The following is an 18441-nucleotide window of genomic DNA, read 5'->3' as shown; positions in this document are numbered from 1 at the left end:
AAGGTGCAAAGTATGCCAATAAAGGCAGCTCTAAAGCTATTTATATATTGTGTATTTATATGCTTTAGCAATTTAGCAGTGGCAAATGCACTTGAGCCTTTTGCTTATACTTTGAAACAACAAGATACTGATTTGCTTAATCAAGGCAGTGTATTTCAAGTCACTGATGGCGCTTTTCCCCGAGACCATAGCGATATAGAAACGTGGCTTGAAAAAAAGCAACCACAATCGAGAACATCGTTTTTTGGTGGTAGTTTTTGGTTTGTGATTAAGCTGGAAAACAAAACTGATTTAAATGAACTTGTGTTATATCCCTATAACACGCTGCTTTCAAAAATTGAGACGCGTATTTATGATATGTCGAATTTTGATGAGTCAATAAATCGTTATACAACGGGTGGCATTTACCCTAATGAGTTTGCATTTCATTATGGTAATAGAATTGAGCTTACGCCTAATCGTCCCTATATGTTAATTGCAAAATTTCAAAGTGAATACTTTTACACCCCACCTAAATTAGTGCTTTCACCTTATGATGATTTTTTTGTGAAAAAAACATCAGATAACATGATTATGCTGCTGTGCTTTGGGGTTGGTATTGCATTAGGTTTATACAATTTTCTTATTTACTTGGGTGATAGAGATAAAACCCATTTGTATTACGCCCTGTTTACCGCGTGCTGGGTATTAGCTTGGAGTCAGTTTTTTCATATACCAGATCAAATTTTTGGTTTTTACAACGCCCATTTTCATTGGCTAGGTTTTACCTTAATTCCCATCACAAATATCTTATTTTTTAACAGCTTACTTAAATTAAAGGAAACGTCTCCTCAATTATCACGGTTTTCAATTTACTTGGGCATTATTGCTACCGCAGGTACTCCATTTGCAATCATTTGGCCAGGTTTTGGCTTTATATGGGCTACTTTAGTAACGGGGGCTACTTTGTGCCTGGGTATGATTGTTGGTATACGAAGTTGGTTAAGTGGCTTTAAGCCCGCTCGCTATTTTGTTTTAGCGTATTTGGCGATGGCCATTCCTAATATGGTCGGCAATTTAACTAATTTAGGGCTAATTGAACCCATAAAGATGGATCTCTATTTACTTGGGCTCATTGGTACCGCACTCGATGCAGTGCTACTTGCTTTTGCCGTGGCAAATAAATTTAGCATTTTACACCATGAGAATGTTGAGTTGACTAAAAATTTAGAATACAAAGTACAGTTGCGTACTCAAGAGTTACAACAATTAGCTGAAGAACTTCGTGATGCAAGTGAAGCTAAAAGTCGATTTTTAGCCAATATGAGCCACGAAATTCGCACCCCAATGACATCAATCATTGGTTATGCTGATGGTATTATTTTAGGTGATATACAGCCTCATGAGAGAAACCATGGCATTCGGGTGATTTTGCAAAATAGTCGTCATGTTCTTGGCTTAATTAATGACATTTTGGATATGTCAAAAATTGAGGCTAACCGTCTAGAGATAGAGCTAGTTGAAACGGACTTGTTTGCCACTATTGCTGAAATCGAATCGTTATTAGGAAAACAAATTCGTGATAAAGGCTTAAAATTTAAAGTTGATTATCAATTTCCGCTACCTGATTGGATAGTCTCAGATCCAACTCGATTGAGACAAATATTATTAAATTTAGCAAGCAATGCGCTTAAATTTACCAGCCAAGGTTATATAAAGCTAACGGTTAGCTGTAATAAAAAACAACTAATTATTAAAGTGAAAGATACGGGAATAGGTATGACCGACAGTGAGCAAAAAGATCTATTTACTCCCTTTCATCAAGCTGACTCGTCGATTTCTCGTAAATACGGTGGCACTGGACTTGGATTAAACATATCAAAAAGCTTAGCAACTAAACTAGATGGGGATATTACGGTTTATTCTGTACTCGGTAGCGGCAGTGAGTTTTGTTTTACTATGGCACTGCATACAACGGAGCATACAAAATGGGTTTACGCATTTGACGATATCTGTAAGTCACAAAACAAAGAGCTCCCTTTAAATAGTAACCTGCGAAATTTGATTGGTAGGGTACTCGTGGCTGAAGATCACCCAGAAAACCGACAGCTGATTAAGCGGATTTTAGAGCGAATGGGTTTAACTGTGGTGGCAGTAGAAAATGGCCGAGATGCTGCACAAGCGACACTTGATGAACAATTTGATTTAATTTTATTAGATATTCAAATGCCAATTATGGATGGTGAACAAGCAATTAATATTATGCAAGCCACGGGTGTAACAACACCGATTGTGGCGCTTACTGCGAATACGATGAAGCATGAAGTAGATCGCTATTTAAAACAAGGTTTTACCGATCATATTGCCAAACCCATCGATAGACGGTGCTTTAGTAGTAAAATCGCAAGTTATCTTGATATTGATATATGCGAAAATATTAAGCTGCCTGATGATGAGTTTGCACTGCTCAAGCAAGAATACATTAAAGGATTAAAAAAACAAAAACACACATTACAATCGCAATTTAAGCAGGGTGATATAACCGGCTTTGCACGCAGCGTACATATGATTAAGGGAACGGCAGGGATGTTTGAATGCCAAGCACTGTATCAACAAGCTGTTGAGTTTGAAAAACGATTAAAATCCGCTAACGCCGTGCTTGATAGACATCAAGTAGAGGCTTTACTCAATACAATTGACGTTATTTTAGAAGCTTAAAACCATACTTTTTAAAGCCTTGTTTCCTGTGTTGTTATGATCTGTTTATAATAGGAAGATAATTTTTAAAATACAGCGTTATTAAAAAGGAAATTTTGTGAAGCTATCTGTTTGTATTATATGTAAAAATGAAAAGGATAAAATTGAGCGTTGTTTAGAGTCAGTAAAGTGGGCAGATGAAATTATTGTACTTGATTCAGGTAGCACTGATGAAACACGTGCTATTGCAAATAAATACACAGATAAAGTATTTGTGCGTGATGACTGGCAAGGGTTTGGTGAGCAAAGACGAAGGGCAGAAGCATTAGCAACTAACGATTGGATTTTTGCAATTGACTGTGATGAAGTTGTCAGTGAGCGTTTAAAGGAAGAAATAATAACGACATTGGCAAAATGCAATGAGAAAAATATTTTAAAGCTTAACCGTTTAACGTATTTTTGTGGCCAATTTATTCGACACAGCGGCTGGTATCCTGATCGTATTGCGCGTATCTACAATAAAAAAATAACAGGTTATAACCAAAACTTAGTGCATGAGTCTGTTGTAATGCTTGATTGTAAACCAATTGAGTTGAAAGAAAATATATTACATTTTCAGCATGAAGATATTTTTGGCTATATGAATAAAAGAAATCATTATGCGCACATAGGTGCAGAGCAAATGGTAAATAAGGGTAAAAAACCATCACTCTTGAAGGCAAGTAGTTCCGCTTTTTTTGCTTTTATCCGCCATTATTTTTTAAGACGTGGCTTTTTAGATGGTAAAGCAGGATTTGTTATTGCGGTTATACAAAGCCAATATAGTTTCAATAAATACTTATTTGCCTATTATAAATAATCTCACTTAGCAGGTTAATTTTATAATCATCCGGTGGTTAAAATTAATCTGCAGTTATGCTCTACTCAGTAATGTTCTATTTGGTCGGGTGTTAAATAAAATGCCTGATGCCACCTTTATTAAAAAATCGTTCCCTTATTTTTACTAATAGTGAATACCGTGCAGTTATTCGCTGCGGTGATATCAATTATAAAAATGCAATTACAGACACCTATTAACGAACATGCTTTAATGGAAAGAGGATGTTTTTCTAGGTGTTAACAATGCAATATCAACATATTACTGTGCCAGAAAATGGTGAACATATACTTATTGATGAACAAGGACAGTGGCATATACCCGAACACCCTATTATTGCTTATATTGATGGTGATGGCGTCGGCCTAGATGTGATGCCAGTGATGCGAAAAGTAGTGGATGCCGCCATAGAGCATAGTTATGGCGCAAGACGCAAAATTCATTGGATGCAAGTTTACAATGGTGAGCAAGCTGCCAAGCTTTATGACGGTGATTGGTTCCCTCAAGAAACGATTAATGCAGTACGAGATTGTAAAATCGCGATTAAAGGCCCTTTAACAACACCGCTTGGAGGCGGATTTCGCTCGCTAAATGTCGCGCTTCGTCATGAAATGGATTTGTATGTAAATATGCGAACCATTAAAGGATTTAGTGCATTACCGTCACCATTAAAAAACCCATTTACCACGCATATTACCGTGCTGCGTGATAGCAGTGAAGATGTGTACTCAGGAATTGAGTGGCAAGCGGGCAGTGTTGAAAGTGAAAAAATGCTCGATTTTTTATGTGAAGAAATGGGCGTAACTCGGCTTCGTTTTACCCAAGAGTGTGGTTTAGGTATTAAAAATATCTCTAAAGAGGGATCAGAGCGATTAATACGCTATGCAATTAATTATGCCCTAAAAAATAATAGTGAATCACTCACTTTAGTTCACAAAGGTAATGTACTTAAGTTCACCGATGGCGCATTTAAGCGCTGGGGATTTGCACTGGCCAGACATGAATACGCTGCCGTTGAGCATCAAAACGGGCGCTGGCTTGAAATACAACGTGCTGATTTACCGCCGCTGGTTATTAAAGAAGTAATTGCCGATAATATGCTTCAGCAGTGTTTAATGGATCCTGCTCAATTTGATGTGGTGGCCACCACTAATCAAAACGGAGACTTTTTAGCCGATATGCTCAGTGCACAAGTCGGTGGAGTAGGGATTATGCCGACGGCAAACTTAAATACCGAAGTTGCTTTTTTTGAACCCACACATGGTACATTTGAGCGCATAGCAGGGCAAGATAAGGCAAATCCGAGCAGTAGCTTATTAAGTGCGGTGCTAATGCTTAAGTTTATGGGATGGAGTGAGGCTGCTTGTTTAATTGAAAACGCGCTTGAAAGCACATTTGCCAGTGGACAGGTTACATTTGATTTAGCTCAATCAAATCATAACTCGACAACCTTAAGTTGCAAACAATTTGCCAACAAGGTTATCGAGCACTTTTAAAGGGCAGCATTTTACGCTGCAGAGGCGTTAGCTGTTTGCTCGCGATGAACGCATGGACGCTCTGTCAGCTCTGCAGCTCTGTGGTAAAGTTTATGGGCGCTTGGCTCATCACAGAGTGTGCCACTAAGCGTATCCATTAAAGCAACCACAATAATTGCAGGCACTTGGCAACAGTATTCATCTAGAACGGCTGCGGTTGTTTGTGCATCGACATGACAATGTGGATGACTTTTACGTTGATATGCATTTAATAAAGTATTCACGTCGAGAATGTCGTTTTCATGGTGTTTTGTTTTACGACATGCACACCCAAACTCATCAACTAACGTGGCTAACGCTTGGTAAACGTGTTGCGTTTGAAGTGTTGTTTTACGACACAATTGTTGTTCAATGAATTGATGTAAATTTGCATCAATGAATAATCCGTCTTGTTGTGTGAAGCTTGCTGATGTTTGCATAATTATTACTCTTAGTTTGTTGGCTTAACTTCACTGTAGCGCTAAGTGTAATATTAATGAAATTGTTGTTTTCAATAACTGATATTGATTTGATCAATATTTTAATTCTTTACCTATCAATCACTGTATTTGCAAACGCCAACAACTCGCGTCTAAGCCATTGGTGCGCTGGCGTATGGTGTAATAACGGGCTCCATATCATTTTTACTTCTATGGGGACGATTTGAAATGGCACAGGGCTAATCACTAAATTAGTATGGCTAGTTAAAAGCTTTGCTTGACGACGCGGAAGGGTTGCAATGAGTTGCTCAGATTGACACAGTAAACTGGCAATCATGTAATGACGAGTAAATACGCGTATTTTACGTGTTTGTTCTAATTGCCATAATGCTTCATCGACCCAGCCTAATTTTTGTTTACCTGATTTATTGGTCACAGCGGGTTCGGGGCCCCAGCCGGCTCGATTAACCCAAATATGTTCACTTTTTAAGTATTGGTCTAAGTTTGCATCGTTTAAAAATGGATTATGTGGATGGGTTAAACAACAGTAGTTATCTCGCCATACAGTAGCTTGATGAAAAGAGCGCGGCAGACCATTAAAACGGTTTATTGCCAAATCGATAGTGCCTTTTTCCATATCCTGTAGGTTAACGTCGCTGGGGCTAAGTACATCGAAGTCAATGCCCGGATTTTTAGCAAGCTGCTCGCAAATAAAGGGGGCAATTAGCGTCGATTCTATATAATCGTTTGCCATAATACGAAACGTCACGTTGGCGGTAGCCGGATTAAACTGCTCACTGGGCTGCGTGATCTCTTCTGCCATTTTTAACAGCGCTTCAATTTCGGGTTTAAGGGCAAGGGCTTTAGCTGTTGGGGTCATGGAGCCAGCTGCACGAACAAGCAAAGGATCGTCAAATAAGTCTCTTAGGCGTTTTAACGCATTGCTCATAGCCGGTTGTGTTAATGCGAGTTTATTGGCCGCTTTAGACACACTTTTTTCATCTATTAATACATTTAAATAGACGAGTAGGTTGAGATCGACATTTCTTATATTCATATGATCAATTTTATTTATTTGCTGTATTAATTATCTAAATTAAAGCGTGCTTGCTAAGGTGTAAACCTCTAATAAAAAATAATCAGCATAATTGCTAAAAATAGAAGCGCCTATACTATGCCTAGCACGTCGTTAACGTCTACCCACAATCCTATACAAGAACTCATAGCCACTAAGTTAGCACGCGCTGTATTTGCTGGCTTTGAAGCTATGTTTGCACAGTTCTTAAATATTACCTTAGGGGCACAAAGTCGCTTTGAACAACGCCAATATCATGAGGTGCAAGCGGCAATGCGAGCGCGCTTGCAAGTGTATGAGCGTCAAGTAAAGCAGGTGAGTGAGGCCGTTAAAGTGATTGCCTATGATGAACTAAACTGCCCACAAACATGGCAACGAGCAAAAAATATTTATGGCGAAATGGTTAAAGAGCATGAAAACCAGCCAATTGCACATACGTTTTTTAATTCTACTTTTGGCGCTATTTGGGATGATAAAAAAATTCGTACGGTGCATTTATTTGTCTTAAAAGCAAAGTACCGGGGGCAACCACGTTCTTATGAAGGGCTTGTGAGTCGTATTTCCTTAAAAGAAGGCTTTGATAGCGCAGTTAAAACTTTAGTCAATGAACAAGTGTTTAGAGTGCCATTTAAAAATTTAAACGAGGACTTAGCTAAACTACAAGCAACGTTAACCCAAGGGGCGCAGCAACAATGCAGACAAGTGTATGAGCTAATAAGTTTAAATGACGGCTATATTGAGTACGCCAATTCACACTTTTACCGAAATAAAGCGTGTTATGTAATAGGACGATGTATTGCTAAAAATGGCGATAATATGCCCTTTGCAATAGCCATTTTAAATACCCCTGACGGGCTTACAATTGATGCTGTGATGATGGGTGCTGATCAGCTGAGCTTGTTATTTGGCTTTGCGCGCACGTACTTTATGGTAGATACCGACCAACCTGCAAGGTATGTAGATTACTTAAGTGTGTTAATGCCTCACAAACAACGGTTTGAATTGTTTAATGCGATAGGTTTTATTAAACATGCGAAAACAGAATTTTATCGCTATAAGGTGGATACGACTAAAAGTAGCCCCGAGCAATATAAATATCATTTAGCGCCAGGTACACCAGGTATGGTGATGCTTGTTTTTACAATTGATGGCCTAGACTATGTGTACAAAGTAATAAAAGATAAATTTAGTGCACCAAAAACGGCGACAAAACAGCAGGTAAAAGATAAATATAACTTTGTAAAACAGGCTGATAGAGTAGGGCGATTAGTTGATACTCATGAATTTAGATACCTAGCCTTTGATTTAAGTCGTTTTAGTGATGAACTGCTTACACAAATGAAAAAACACATTGGTGATAGCTTAATTATTTCGGGTAAAGCGTTAATACTCAAACATGTCTATGTTGAGCGAAAAATGACACCGCTTAATTTATATATCGGTCAATGTAGCAGTAAATCACTGCAGCAGGTGATGGTTGATTATGGTAAAGCGATTAAAGAGCTTGCCAGTGCAAATATTTTTGCCGGTGACATGCTAATGAAAAACTTTGGCGTGACACGTTGGGGGCGAGTGGTATTTTATGATTACGATGAAATTTGCCCTCTTACTGATTGTAATTTTAGAGAAGTGCCAAATACTGACAACGCGTTAGAGGAAATAAGCTCACATTCTTATTTTGATATAGACCAAAATGATATATTTCCTAGTCAATTTAAGGTGTTTTTTAGTGCCAGTAGCAGTGCCTTTAGCCATTTTAATCATTATCATAGTGATTTATTTACGGCAAAGTACTGGCAAATGACCCAGCAAGGTATTGAGCAGGGTCAGCTTCCTGATGTATATCCTTATAAACAAAGCTGGCGTTTTAATAATTTATAGTTTTGTTTATCTTTCAAGGTTAAGTTTGAAGTCGTGTTTTTAGGCAATGCTTCCCCAGCAATTGCTGATAACGCAGCATAAATGCAGAACATGCACTGCCCAACGAGTTCGGCCTAAATTGAACAAAGGTTAGTCGACAAAGGCCAATACACTGGTTAAATCAGCACTGAATTTTCGTGCTTAAGGCGCTGTTAACACCAAAAGGAGTATTATTAAGTTTATATTAGTTGGCTTTGCTTTGTTGTCAGGCTTTGTGTTTGCCAGTGCTAAAACCCCGAGGTTACATCAATAAAATTAATAACTGCTACACACTTTAATCATATGACACAGTAAATAACGAGTTAGTTGAAGCCGAAGTATGGCGAAAAATTAAATAGAATAAAATACGAGGAGATTTATGCAGTACATTTCACATCAAGATCAGCAGTTAGCGTTTGAACAAACCGACAAGCCGAAGATTAGCAGTAATGAAGTACTGGTAAAAGTAGCAGCTATTGGCGTTAACCGCGCCGATTGTATGCAGCGTCAAGGTAAGTATCCTGCTCCTGAAGGGGATAGCCCTATTCTAGGACTCGAATGTGCAGGTACCGTGTGTGAGCTTGGCAGTGAGGTAGACCCTAAATGGCAAGATAAGCGTATTTTTACTCTATGTGCTGGAGGTGCTTACAGTGAATATGTCGCGGTAGATGCGCAGCAATTAATGGAATTGCCAGATAATATTTCTATGGCACAAGGTGCTGCTATTAGTGAAGTGTATTTAACTGCCTTTGGCGCACTCTTTGAGTTAGGAAAACTACAATCAGGGCAAACGGCGCTTATTCATGCCGGTGCCAGTGGCGTGGGCGGAGCGGCTATTCAAATGGCAAAAAGTGCCGGTGCACAGGTGGTAATAACAGCAGGATCTGATGAAAAATGTGAACACGCTAAAAGCTTGGGTGCTGACCATGTGATTAATTATAAAACCACTGATTTTGTTGAATATATGAAGGCACATAACTTAAGTGCAAACGCCATAGTCGATCCGGTTTCTGGCCGCTATTTGAATAAAAATGCCAAAGTTGCCGCAATGGATTGTCAGATTGTGATGCTCGCATTTTTAGATAGTCGCTTTGCCGAAGTCGATTTTGCACGCTTATTACAAAAGCGTATTTCGTTTCATGCCTCCACATTACGTAATCGCAGTATCGCGTTTAAGCGCGCGTTAAGAGATGCATTTGTAGCGCGCTTTTATGATGATATTGCCAATCAAAAGTATGACTTTAATATTTATAAAACCATGCCATGGCAACAAGCTAGTGAGGCACATGCCATCTTAGAGGGTAATGAAAACTCAGGTAAAGTTGTATTGTTGGTAGAGTGAAAAAAGTAATGCCACAGGGATTAATATTGTTAATCCCTGTATGAGGCCATATACTTTAAAAAACTATTTCGATTTTAAGGTTAATAATGAATCCAATTATTGCAATATTAAAAGAGCACAATGTCAGCGATGAAAAAGTAGCGGCATTATTTGAAGCATTTACCCAAAACCCAATGATGGCTATGGCATTAGTACAAGAGCTGGGCATACCACCTGAAAAACTTCAGCAATTGATGGCGGTAGTAATGACCCAACCTCATTTAATTAAAGAAGCAACGGATGAGTTAGGTTTAGATTTTGCAAAAGTACAAGAAGCGAAAGACAAGTTAAACCAGCAGTAAACTATCTTTAGAGACATGTTTTATGCATGTCTCTATCCCTAAACATGTTTTGTAACACACTCATTTGAACGGCTCTGCATTTATACAGTCAAATAAATACTTAACCTATAGCAGGGACAAAACATGAAGCGACTTTATAAATTTTGGAAAAATAACCGTTCTTAAGGGCCTGTTAACCTTTCAAGGTTGAATTTGCAGTAGTCTGTTTGGTATTTAAGCAAGGCAGAGCCTATGTGGTGTGGTTATTCCCCATAAATAGGCGATAACGTAGCATCAATGCCAAACAGATATTGCCCAAAGGGTTCTTCCAAGGGGCGATTAACTCTTTGTTACTCGGTTTTTACTTAGCCCACTAGGTTACAAACCTCGCGCCGCGATTAAATCGCCCCTTGTTTGAACAAATTCCAATCCGCAAAGGTCAACAGGCCCTATTGTTTTTATTATTTTAAAGAGTGTGTTTCGTAGTGCCGTCGCCGATTGGTACGAAGTACCAACAGGTTCAATGAAACCGACTATTGAAGAAGGCGACCGAATCCTTACCGATAAAATGGCGTATGATTTACGTATACCATTTACGCATGTATCCCTGATAAGATTGGCAGAACCACAAACCGGCGATATTATTGTATTTGATTCTAAAGTGGCGGATAACCGTTTAATAAAACGCGTTATTGGCACACCAGGTGATATAGTTTCGTTGCAAAATAACGAATTGACCATTAATGGCGAGAAAGTAAGTTATAGCACTTTAAACGAGAGTATTCGGTGGCTAGATAAAACTGAGCACTTAAAGGGGCATGCTCATACCATACGGCTTACCAAATCGGCAGCAAGCTTAGTGCAGTTTCCGGCAACACCAATAGCAGCAGATCATTATCTGGTTATGGGTGATAACCGCGATAACAGTGCGGACTCACGGGTTATTGGATTAATTCCACGTGATGAGTTGCTAGGTCGGGCAGAGCGAGTGATTGTCTCGCTTGATTATGATGATTACTACTTGCCAAGAAGTGACCGGTTTTTGAAGCGTTTAGAATAAAAAACTAACTATTACAATGGCTAAGCAAAATTGGTTAGCCATTGCTGTTTTTGCAGGTAGGATTATTTAAGGCATTAATCAATATCAATCGAGTAAGCTTCTAACAGCTTGTTAAGCTTAACTTGCTCTGAAGCATCAAACTCTATACCAACGCTAAGGCGGTTGCCTTTCATTTGGTTATTCCTAATGTAAGACGTAATAATTACAGGCTCGTTGTCTAATGGAGAAAGTATATGCACAAAAACTTGACGTTTTTTTAGTGCAACAAATCCAGAGCTTACGTGAATAGCAAAGCGACAGCCACTCGGAGAAATATCAATAATTAAACCGTGCAATAAGCTTTTATTATCAGCATCAATATCGCCTTTATGTAAACTAATTTTAGCCGGAATGTGTGTAGGCAACCTGCTAGTTTCACGTAATTGTCGGCTTTCAATTTTTTTAGGGTAAGCTAAATAAATTAATCGTTCAGGGCGAAATGAAATCGCTAATATGCTGGTTGAAAAAGCAACACATTCGCCCCGTTCGTCTTCAATAATATACCGTACAATAGCCCCATTACCTTCAACTAAAATGTCGCTGTAATCATTTTTACCTGCTTGAGCAGGGTATTTTAATATTAAATATTTACCGGTGTCGTAGCCGATTAAAGTGAGTTTAAAGCGAACCTGAATGGGATTGTTAAATTGTATATCAATTAGCTTTCCCGGGAGTAAATCGAGGAAAAACTTCTTTTGATCTTCAGTTGGTTTATCTTCAACAGTAGTATTATTTTTATTTGTTTCCACAAACACTTTCTCAATATTAACAGACGCTTAATTATCTTTTAATATAGTGTAAAAATCACTAGTATAAAAGAGGGCATTTAGTAAAAGAAAATAATACTTTGTGCTTGTAATAGTGAGCGGAGTTAGTATTTTACTCCGCTGTGGAGATTAGATTGTTACTCTTTTGGCAACAAAACAGTATCAATGACATGAATCACGCCGTTGCTGGCTTTTACATCTGCCATAACTACGTTTGCATTGTTGATCATAACAGAGCCATCATTGGTGGTTACATTCACAGACTGGCCTTGCACGGTCGTTGCACTGTCTAATTTTACAACGTCTGCAGCCATTACTTTACCTGATACCACATGGTAGGTAAGAATTGCAGTTAACTTGTCTTTATTTTCGCTCTTAAGAAGGTTTTCAACGGTACCTGCTGGTAGCTTGGCAAATGCTTCATCAGTTGGCGCAAATACAGTAAAAGGGCCATCTCCTTTTAACGTATCAACGAGGCCTGCCGCTTTGACAGCTGCAACGAGTGTTGAAAAAGAACCATTGGCAGCAGCTACATCTACGATATCTTTTTTCATACCATGATGATCGGCATGAGCTGCTGAAGATAGGGTTAAACTTGCTAATACAAAAGTCAGAACAGACGCTATTTTCTTAAACATGTTACTTTCCTTTAAATTGATTAGTTGTCGGTTAAATATTACGCCGGGTTGCTAGCTTACGATCATTTTAAAAAAGGGGGGTTACATTACCTTATCCCAATAAAAGTATTTTATAAAAAGCAAAGCCTGCTATTAACCCTCCTAGTGAAAGCTTTTATGAGTAAACACGGTCTGTTTATTTTCAATTTTTTATATCCAGTTCAGCGATATAACGTCATTAATTAACAATAGGAAATAAACCATGAAAAAACGGGCTATTTTTACAGCGCTAATTGCATCACTTTCTTCATTAGCGTCTGTTGCTGGACAAACTGAAATGCAGATAAATACTTATAATCAACAGCTTGAAAATGTGGCTATGGTGGCACAATTAACGGGTGAAATGGCACAGCGTATAGTCAATGCAGCGTCTGCAGCGGCGCTCAAGGACAATTTAGCTGTATCAATAACCGTTGTGGATGCATCTGGACAAACGCTGGCGGTACTTCGCGATCATCGTGCCGGTGTTCATACTATTCGTGCCAGTTATAAAAAAGCATATACCGCCAATTCGCAAAAGCGAGAAACCGCAGTTATAGCAAAAGGCATAAATGAGGGCACTATTCCAGCAGACCTTCGTTATTTAGATGAAAACATTTTAATATTGGATGGCGGGGTGCCTATTATATAAACGATACTGTGGTGGGGGCTGTGGGAGTTGGCGGTGCTCATGGCAGTGAGGATGTACGTGTTGCAAAAGCAGGGATCAAAGCGTTATGGTTAGCGCAGTAGAAAAACTGATCACGTTACTAAATATCCCCAAAAGTGATAGTAAAGGAGTTTACAGATTATGAACGAGACTGATTTAGCGCACTTAAAACGCACCGTAGCGCTAGCTAAAGAGGCGTTAGAAGCAGGTGATGAACCGTTTGGCTCAGTCCTTGTTGATGCTAATGGGCATGTATGTATGGAAGATCGCAACCGTGTTGCGGGTGGCGATCATACTCGTCATCCTGAATTTGAGATTGCTCGTTGGGCAGCCAACAATATGACCCCAGAGCAACGCGCCAGCGCCACAGTGTATACCTCAGGAGAACATTGTCCTATGTGCTCCGCAGCACACGCCTGGGTTGGCTTAGGTCGAATTATGTATGTCAGTTCATCTGCGCAATTAACTAGCTGGCTTAGCGAGCTCAAAATGACTAAGTCGCCGGTTAACCCGTTACCTATTGAAGCGGTTGCTCCTAATGTCGCTGTTTATGGGCCCGTACCAGCACTTGTTGAGCAGGTTCACGCCCTACATCGTCAATTCCACCAAGCAGATTAACAGCGCAGCAGCGCATGGTATTTAGACTAAAGCGACTACCTGCTATAGTTAACGGTAGTCACTTTTATTAAACGCAGCACAAGGGATTATTATGATCGTTAACCTGTTCGATAAGTTAATATTTGCTTGCGCTTTTATTGTTTCATTGCAACTACCGCAGCTGAGTGATCATTACCAACAACATTTAGCGGGCTTATACCATGCAACAAAATGGCAAGTCGACGGCTATGCAAAAACGGCCAAGCAATATAACTTTTCTAGCACGCAAGCGATGATAAACCGCCACTTAGCTAACCCTGAACCTAGCGTTAGAGCCGATGCAAATCAAAAACAGCAAACATTACTGCAATTTGCCGATTTAAAAAAAGGGATGGCTATTTTTGAACGAGGTAATTTAGTGCAAAAAATGCTGTATATGTTCTCCCCTGAGCGCGTTGACAGATTACAAAATACACTTGATAACTTTAAGTTAGGTATCCCTTTAACCGCGAGTGCAGTGTTGTTTGCATTGGTATTAGCTATTTTATTAAATCAATTACTTATGCTGCCACATACTTTATATGTTAGGCGTAAAAAGCGTATTGCATCCGATGCGGTAAAATTCAATAGCTGATCGTCAATGAGTTATCATTGGTAATTTTCACTGGCCCTTTTAACAACAAATGCGCCACGAATGTCACCCAGTTTAAAATCAGTTGCCTGATCATTAGGGTATAAAGTCGCTATTTTTTTAGAAACTGTGGGGTCAATCTGACTGCCATGACACGCTAAACACGCTTTTTGAGTAGGAATCGCTTTTACAAAATACCAGCCATCGGGTCTTTGCTCTTGATATTCTATGCTTGCTACCGGCTCGCCATTGAGCTTACGTTGTTCAAAGTTTAATAAAACATTTTTGAGCCATGCATCGGGTTGATTATCTGAGTTACGAGTTTTCAAAGCACTGCGGCTAATTTGCCAAGGACTATTGCTATGTTGTGAAGCGATAGCGGGTGCAGCTGTATTACATACACTTATTGCCGCTAGTGGGCCGCTTTGTTTCATAGTACTAACCAGTACCTGTTTTAAATCACTTGAAAATGCTTTGATTGTTTGTCGTGCATCGTCGGTATTGCTAGCAAAAGCAGCGGATGAAATAAATAAACTGGAAAAAAGCAAAATAATGCGCATAATACACCTCTAAATATTAGGAGGTTCTAATATACAGGGTGTCAGGTGTTTTTCAAGTAAATCGTTTAGCGTTTAAGCACTTTTTTACTTAAGGTACCGCGCCTAAAATCGATAAACAGTTTCAAGAGAAAAGATATGCACAATAAGCACGGTGAGAATAAAGTAATAAACCAACAAAATAACCATGATGCTGGTGGACTTAATGCACAAGATCCATTAGCCGCTATTAAAGCAATTCGACTCGAACAGTTAGCGCAATGTCGGCTTAAAACACAAAAAGAAATACAGCACATGCAAAACAAAAAATAGCCTTGGACGATAAAAACTTGCTAAGTTAACGTTATTAATTTTAAAGGTTGGATAGTGCAATTAATCCGTTATCTATAAAACATCCGCATCAAATTATTACTTTTATAGCTTGGCTGTGCGCTTTAGCTGTGATGTTAATAGGGCTACTTGCGCCTGAAAATAAACGTGTTTTAATGCTGTTGTCACTGAGTTCGCTCTGCTTACTTATGTTTAATAGTGTAACGATGTCAGCTTGGGTATTTAAACGTTTTAAAGACCAACAATTACGCTTTATTGCTCTTTTAGGCAGTGGCGCTTTTATGTTGTGTATCGCGGGTGATGTGATTAATTTTAATTTACCCCAACACTATTATCGCTATAGTACCTTGATAAAACATGATTACTTAGTGGATTCAATCTTATTTTTTGCACCTGGTTACAGCCTTTTATTTATAGCCTGTGTGTTAGCTTTTAATATAAAACGTCGGGTGTCGTTTATAAAAAGTGCACTTTTTTTTGTTGTTGTGTTGGTGCTAAGTAGTGCGTCGCTCTCTTCTATGTATCTTGAGGGGGCAGGAGATACTATTTTAGCTATGACAGGGGTCTATAGCTTAGTGATAACGGCTGTTGGGCTTATGGGTCTGGTATTAGTTGTTGGCTATGGTGGGATTAACGCGCCCAAACCAATAGTGTGGGTGAGCTTAGGGCTTTTTCTTGCTGCATTGGCTGATGCCATTATTGGTGCTTTTTGGATTTATGGTAATCAGGGGGAAGGCTTTTACCCTCAAGTGCGCTATATAAACTGGTTTGTGTATATTAGCTCGCAAAGCTTAGTGATTCACTTAGCAAAAGTTGTTGCAGTAATACTAAATCGCAATAATGCTTAATTATTTTCAGGAAGTAAACCAGAGAATAGCGGCGTTAAAAATTCTCATTAGAATAACTAAATAACAGGTGAAAAAAAAGCCGCTAAATATTAGCGGCTTTAAGCGATAATAATTACATTACGCGCATACCCGGCTCAGAGCCGTCGTCTGGGTTAAGAATGTAAATTTCTTTACCACCAGGGCCTGCCGCAAGTACCATGCCTTCAGACATTCCAAAACGCATTTTACGTGGTTTAAGGTTAGCAACCATTACCGTTAATTTACCTTCAATGTCTTCTGGTGCGTAAGCCGATTTAATTCCAGCAAACACTTGGCGAGTTTCACCGCCTAAATCAAGGGTTAATTTAAGCAGCTTGTCAGCGCCTTCTACGTGCTCTGCTTTGGCAATTTTAGCAACACGCAGGTCTACCTTTGCAAAGTCATCAAACTCAATCTCTTCGCTAATAGGCTCTTTTGCAAGTGGGCTATTAGGATCGATTTTGTCTTTTTCAGCAACTAAGCTTTCTTTTGATTCTTCAACCATTTTATTCACTTTATCCATTTCTACACGTTGCATTAACGGCTTAAATTTATTGATAGGGTGGTTTACTAACGCTGTTTGCGCACCCTGCCAAGATAATTCATCATTTAAAAAGGCTTCAACATTACTTGCCATGCCAGGTAGCACTGGTTTTAAGTAAGTGATCAACACGCGAAATAAGTTAAGTCCTAGTGAACAAACCTGATGCGCTTCTTCTTGCTTTGACTCATCTTTAATAAGCACCCAAGGCGCGGCATTATCAATGAACTGGTTTGCTTTATCAGCAAGTGCCATTATTTCACGAATTGCACGGCTGTATTCACGGTTCTCGTAATATTCGGTGATTGTCGCTGATGCGTTCTGGAATTCTGCAAGCAATTGAGGTTGCATAACTGTATTGCTCAGCTTACCGTCGAACTTTTTAGTAATAAAACCAGCACAACGACTGGCAATATTCACTACTTTACCCACTAAGTCTGAGTTTACACGTTGTGCAAAATCTTCAAGGTTTAAATCTAAATCGGTAATGCCACTATTAAGTTTAGCTGCGTAGTAGTAACGTAAAAATTCTGGGTCTAGGTTATCTAAATAAGTACGCGCTTTAATAAACGTGCCTTTTGATTTAGACATTTTTGCGCCATTGACCGTAACAAAACCATGGGCGAATACGTTAGTTGGCTTTCTAAATTGAGCGCCTTCTAACATAGCAGGCCAAAATAGGCTGTGGAAATAGATGATGTCTTTACCAATAAAGTGATAAAGCTCAGCGTCTGAACCTTCTTGCCAAAATGCATCAAAGTCGATGCCCTGTTTATCACATAAGTTTTTAAAGCTCGCCATATAACCAATAGGCGCATCTAGCCATACGTAAAAGTATTTACCTGGTGCGTTTGGAATTTCAAAACCAAAATAAGGTGCATCACGGCTGATGTCCCATTGCTGGAGACCATCTGCAAACCACTCATCTAACTTGTTGGCCATTTCTTGTTGAATTGTGCCTGAATGTAGCCACTCTTTAAGCATGTCTTCAAAGGCGGGTAAATCAAAAAAGTAATGCTCAGAATCTTTTAAGATAGGCTCAGCACCCGACATAACAGAGCGTGGGTTGATTAGCTCGGTTGGGCTATAGGTTGCGCCACAGGCATCACAGCTATCCCCGTTCTGATCTTCCGATTTACATGTAGGACACGTGCCAGTAACAAAGCGATCTGGCAGAAAAATGCCTTTTTCTGGATCGAATAACTGTGAAATAGTGTGCTTTTTAATATGACCGGCATCGTTAAGGCGATTATAAATAAGCTCACTAAATTCTTTATTCTCTTGGCTATGGGTACTGTGGTAATTATCAAATTTGATATTAAAATCAGCAAAGTCGCGTTGGCGCTCGATGCTAACGTTTTTTACCATTTCCTCAGGCGTGATCCCTTGCTTTTGCGCATTAAGCATAATAGGTGTGCCATGAGCATCATCGGCGCACACATAGTACGCTTCGTGGCCTTGTAGTTTTTGAAAACGCGACCAAATATCAGTTTGAATATACTCTAATAAATGCCCTAAATGGGTAGGGCCATTGGCATAAGGTAATGCGCTAGTAATCAGGATCTTTCGCTGTGCCATAATCAT

The 18441-nt window shown here is 39.2% G+C and carries 19 protein-coding genes; 13 read left to right on the top strand and 6 right to left on the bottom strand.

What is annotated here, in order from left to right; all coding sequences use genetic code 11:
* Positions 1–12 precede the first annotated feature (12 nt).
* From AAGD16_RS08415 to icd, 3 genes are all read left to right on the top strand, one after another.
* Positions 13–2697 carry a 7TM diverse intracellular signaling domain-containing protein gene (locus AAGD16_RS08415; RefSeq protein ID WP_377111229.1) on the top strand — a complete coding sequence of 895 codons (2685 nt, stop codon included), beginning with the start codon at positions 13–15 and terminating at the stop codon, positions 2695–2697.
* A 97-nt stretch (positions 2698–2794) separates the two neighbouring features.
* Complete coding sequence (locus tag AAGD16_RS08410) at positions 2795–3535, top strand: glycosyltransferase family 2 protein (protein ID WP_058154721.1); 741 nt, start codon at positions 2795–2797, stop codon at positions 3533–3535.
* A 263-nt stretch (positions 3536–3798) separates the two neighbouring features.
* Complete coding sequence (icd, locus tag AAGD16_RS08405; RefSeq protein ID WP_096038478.1) at positions 3799–5049, top strand: NADP-dependent isocitrate dehydrogenase; 1251 nt, start codon at positions 3799–3801, stop codon at positions 5047–5049.
* Between the two features lie 11 nt (positions 5050–5060).
* Here icd and AAGD16_RS08400 read toward each other — a convergent pair whose 3' ends face one another.
* Together AAGD16_RS08400 and AAGD16_RS08395 are read right to left on the bottom strand one after the other, a co-directional pair.
* On the bottom strand, positions 5061–5507 hold the full coding sequence (locus AAGD16_RS08400) for a hypothetical protein (RefSeq protein WP_096038477.1): 447 nt from the start codon (positions 5505–5507) through the stop codon (positions 5061–5063).
* Positions 5508–5616: 109 nt separating this feature from the next.
* Positions 5617–6564: a LysR family transcriptional regulator gene (locus tag AAGD16_RS08395; RefSeq protein WP_096038476.1), complete on the bottom strand. Its 948-nt coding sequence runs from the start codon at positions 6562–6564 to the stop codon at positions 5617–5619.
* A gap of 117 nt (positions 6565–6681) precedes the next feature.
* Between AAGD16_RS08395 and aceK the strand changes: the two genes are divergently transcribed.
* From aceK to lepB, 4 genes are all read left to right on the top strand, one after another.
* Complete coding sequence (aceK, locus tag AAGD16_RS08390) at positions 6682–8463, top strand: bifunctional isocitrate dehydrogenase kinase/phosphatase (RefSeq protein ID WP_013465066.1); 1782 nt, start codon at positions 6682–6684, stop codon at positions 8461–8463.
* 397 nt (positions 8464–8860) lie between these two features.
* The gene (locus AAGD16_RS08385) at positions 8861–9823 is read left to right on the top strand and encodes a zinc-binding dehydrogenase (RefSeq protein WP_377111225.1); all 963 of its coding nucleotides are present in this window, start codon (positions 8861–8863) and stop codon (positions 9821–9823) included.
* Positions 9824–9909: 86 nt separating this feature from the next.
* Positions 9910–10164: a DUF2999 family protein gene (locus AAGD16_RS08380; protein ID WP_008113615.1), complete on the top strand. Its 255-nt coding sequence runs from the start codon at positions 9910–9912 to the stop codon at positions 10162–10164.
* Positions 10165–10618: 454 nt separating this feature from the next.
* Positions 10619–11203, top strand: coding sequence for a signal peptidase I (gene lepB, locus AAGD16_RS08375; RefSeq protein ID WP_377111223.1), 585 nt, complete (start codon positions 10619–10621; stop codon positions 11201–11203).
* A 74-nt stretch (positions 11204–11277) separates the two neighbouring features.
* On the opposite strand, the gene AAGD16_RS08370 is transcribed toward lepB, so the two are convergent.
* On the bottom strand, positions 11278–11991 hold the full coding sequence (locus AAGD16_RS08370) for a flagellar brake protein (protein ID WP_013465062.1): 714 nt from the start codon (positions 11989–11991) through the stop codon (positions 11278–11280).
* A 155-nt stretch (positions 11992–12146) separates the two neighbouring features.
* The gene (locus AAGD16_RS08365) at positions 12147–12647 is read right to left on the bottom strand and encodes a fasciclin domain-containing protein (RefSeq protein ID WP_064662513.1); all 501 of its coding nucleotides are present in this window, start codon (positions 12645–12647) and stop codon (positions 12147–12149) included.
* 241 nt (positions 12648–12888) lie between these two features.
* On the opposite strand from AAGD16_RS08365, the gene AAGD16_RS08360 reads away from it, so the two are divergent.
* The 4 genes from AAGD16_RS08360 (at position 12889) to AAGD16_RS08345 (ending at position 14566) form a co-directional block, all read left to right on the top strand.
* Positions 12889–13317, top strand: a complete 429-nt coding sequence (locus AAGD16_RS08360) for a heme-binding protein (RefSeq protein WP_377111220.1) — start codon at positions 12889–12891, stop codon at positions 13315–13317.
* Positions 13318–13328: 11 nt separating this feature from the next.
* The gene (locus tag AAGD16_RS08355) at positions 13329–13418 is read left to right on the top strand and encodes a hypothetical protein (RefSeq protein ID WP_377111218.1); all 90 of its coding nucleotides are present in this window, start codon (positions 13329–13331) and stop codon (positions 13416–13418) included.
* A gap of 58 nt (positions 13419–13476) precedes the next feature.
* The gene (locus AAGD16_RS08350; RefSeq protein WP_377111216.1) at positions 13477–13953 is read left to right on the top strand and encodes a nucleoside deaminase; all 477 of its coding nucleotides are present in this window, start codon (positions 13477–13479) and stop codon (positions 13951–13953) included.
* A gap of 91 nt (positions 13954–14044) precedes the next feature.
* A complete protein-coding gene (locus AAGD16_RS08345; RefSeq protein WP_377111214.1) occupies positions 14045–14566 on the top strand; it encodes a DUF2937 family protein in 522 nt (173 codons plus the stop codon).
* A gap of 14 nt (positions 14567–14580) precedes the next feature.
* Here AAGD16_RS08345 and AAGD16_RS08340 read toward each other — a convergent pair whose 3' ends face one another.
* A complete protein-coding gene (locus AAGD16_RS08340) occupies positions 14581–15123 on the bottom strand; it encodes a DUF3365 domain-containing protein (RefSeq protein ID WP_028835159.1) in 543 nt (180 codons plus the stop codon).
* 135 nt (positions 15124–15258) lie between these two features.
* Between AAGD16_RS08340 and AAGD16_RS08335 the strand changes: the two genes are divergently transcribed.
* Both AAGD16_RS08335 and AAGD16_RS08330 read left to right on the top strand, forming a co-directional pair.
* On the top strand, positions 15259–15432 hold the full coding sequence (locus AAGD16_RS08335; protein WP_167380510.1) for a hypothetical protein: 174 nt from the start codon (positions 15259–15261) through the stop codon (positions 15430–15432).
* A gap of 224 nt (positions 15433–15656) precedes the next feature.
* On the top strand, positions 15657–16298 hold the full coding sequence (locus AAGD16_RS08330) for a hypothetical protein (protein WP_377111212.1): 642 nt from the start codon (positions 15657–15659) through the stop codon (positions 16296–16298).
* A 112-nt stretch (positions 16299–16410) separates the two neighbouring features.
* On the opposite strand, the gene metG is transcribed toward AAGD16_RS08330, so the two are convergent.
* Complete coding sequence (gene metG / locus AAGD16_RS08325; protein WP_013465054.1) at positions 16411–18435, bottom strand: methionine--tRNA ligase; 2025 nt, start codon at positions 18433–18435, stop codon at positions 16411–16413.
* Between the last annotated feature and the right edge of the window lie 6 nt (positions 18436–18441).

Origin of the sequence: Pseudoalteromonas sp. M58 (assembly GCF_042604605.1) — a bacterium.
GTDB classification, from domain to species: domain Bacteria; phylum Pseudomonadota; class Gammaproteobacteria; order Enterobacterales; family Alteromonadaceae; genus Pseudoalteromonas; species Pseudoalteromonas tetraodonis.
Note: the sequence above shows the minus strand (reverse complement) of the source record. Positions and strands in the feature narration are given on the sequence as shown.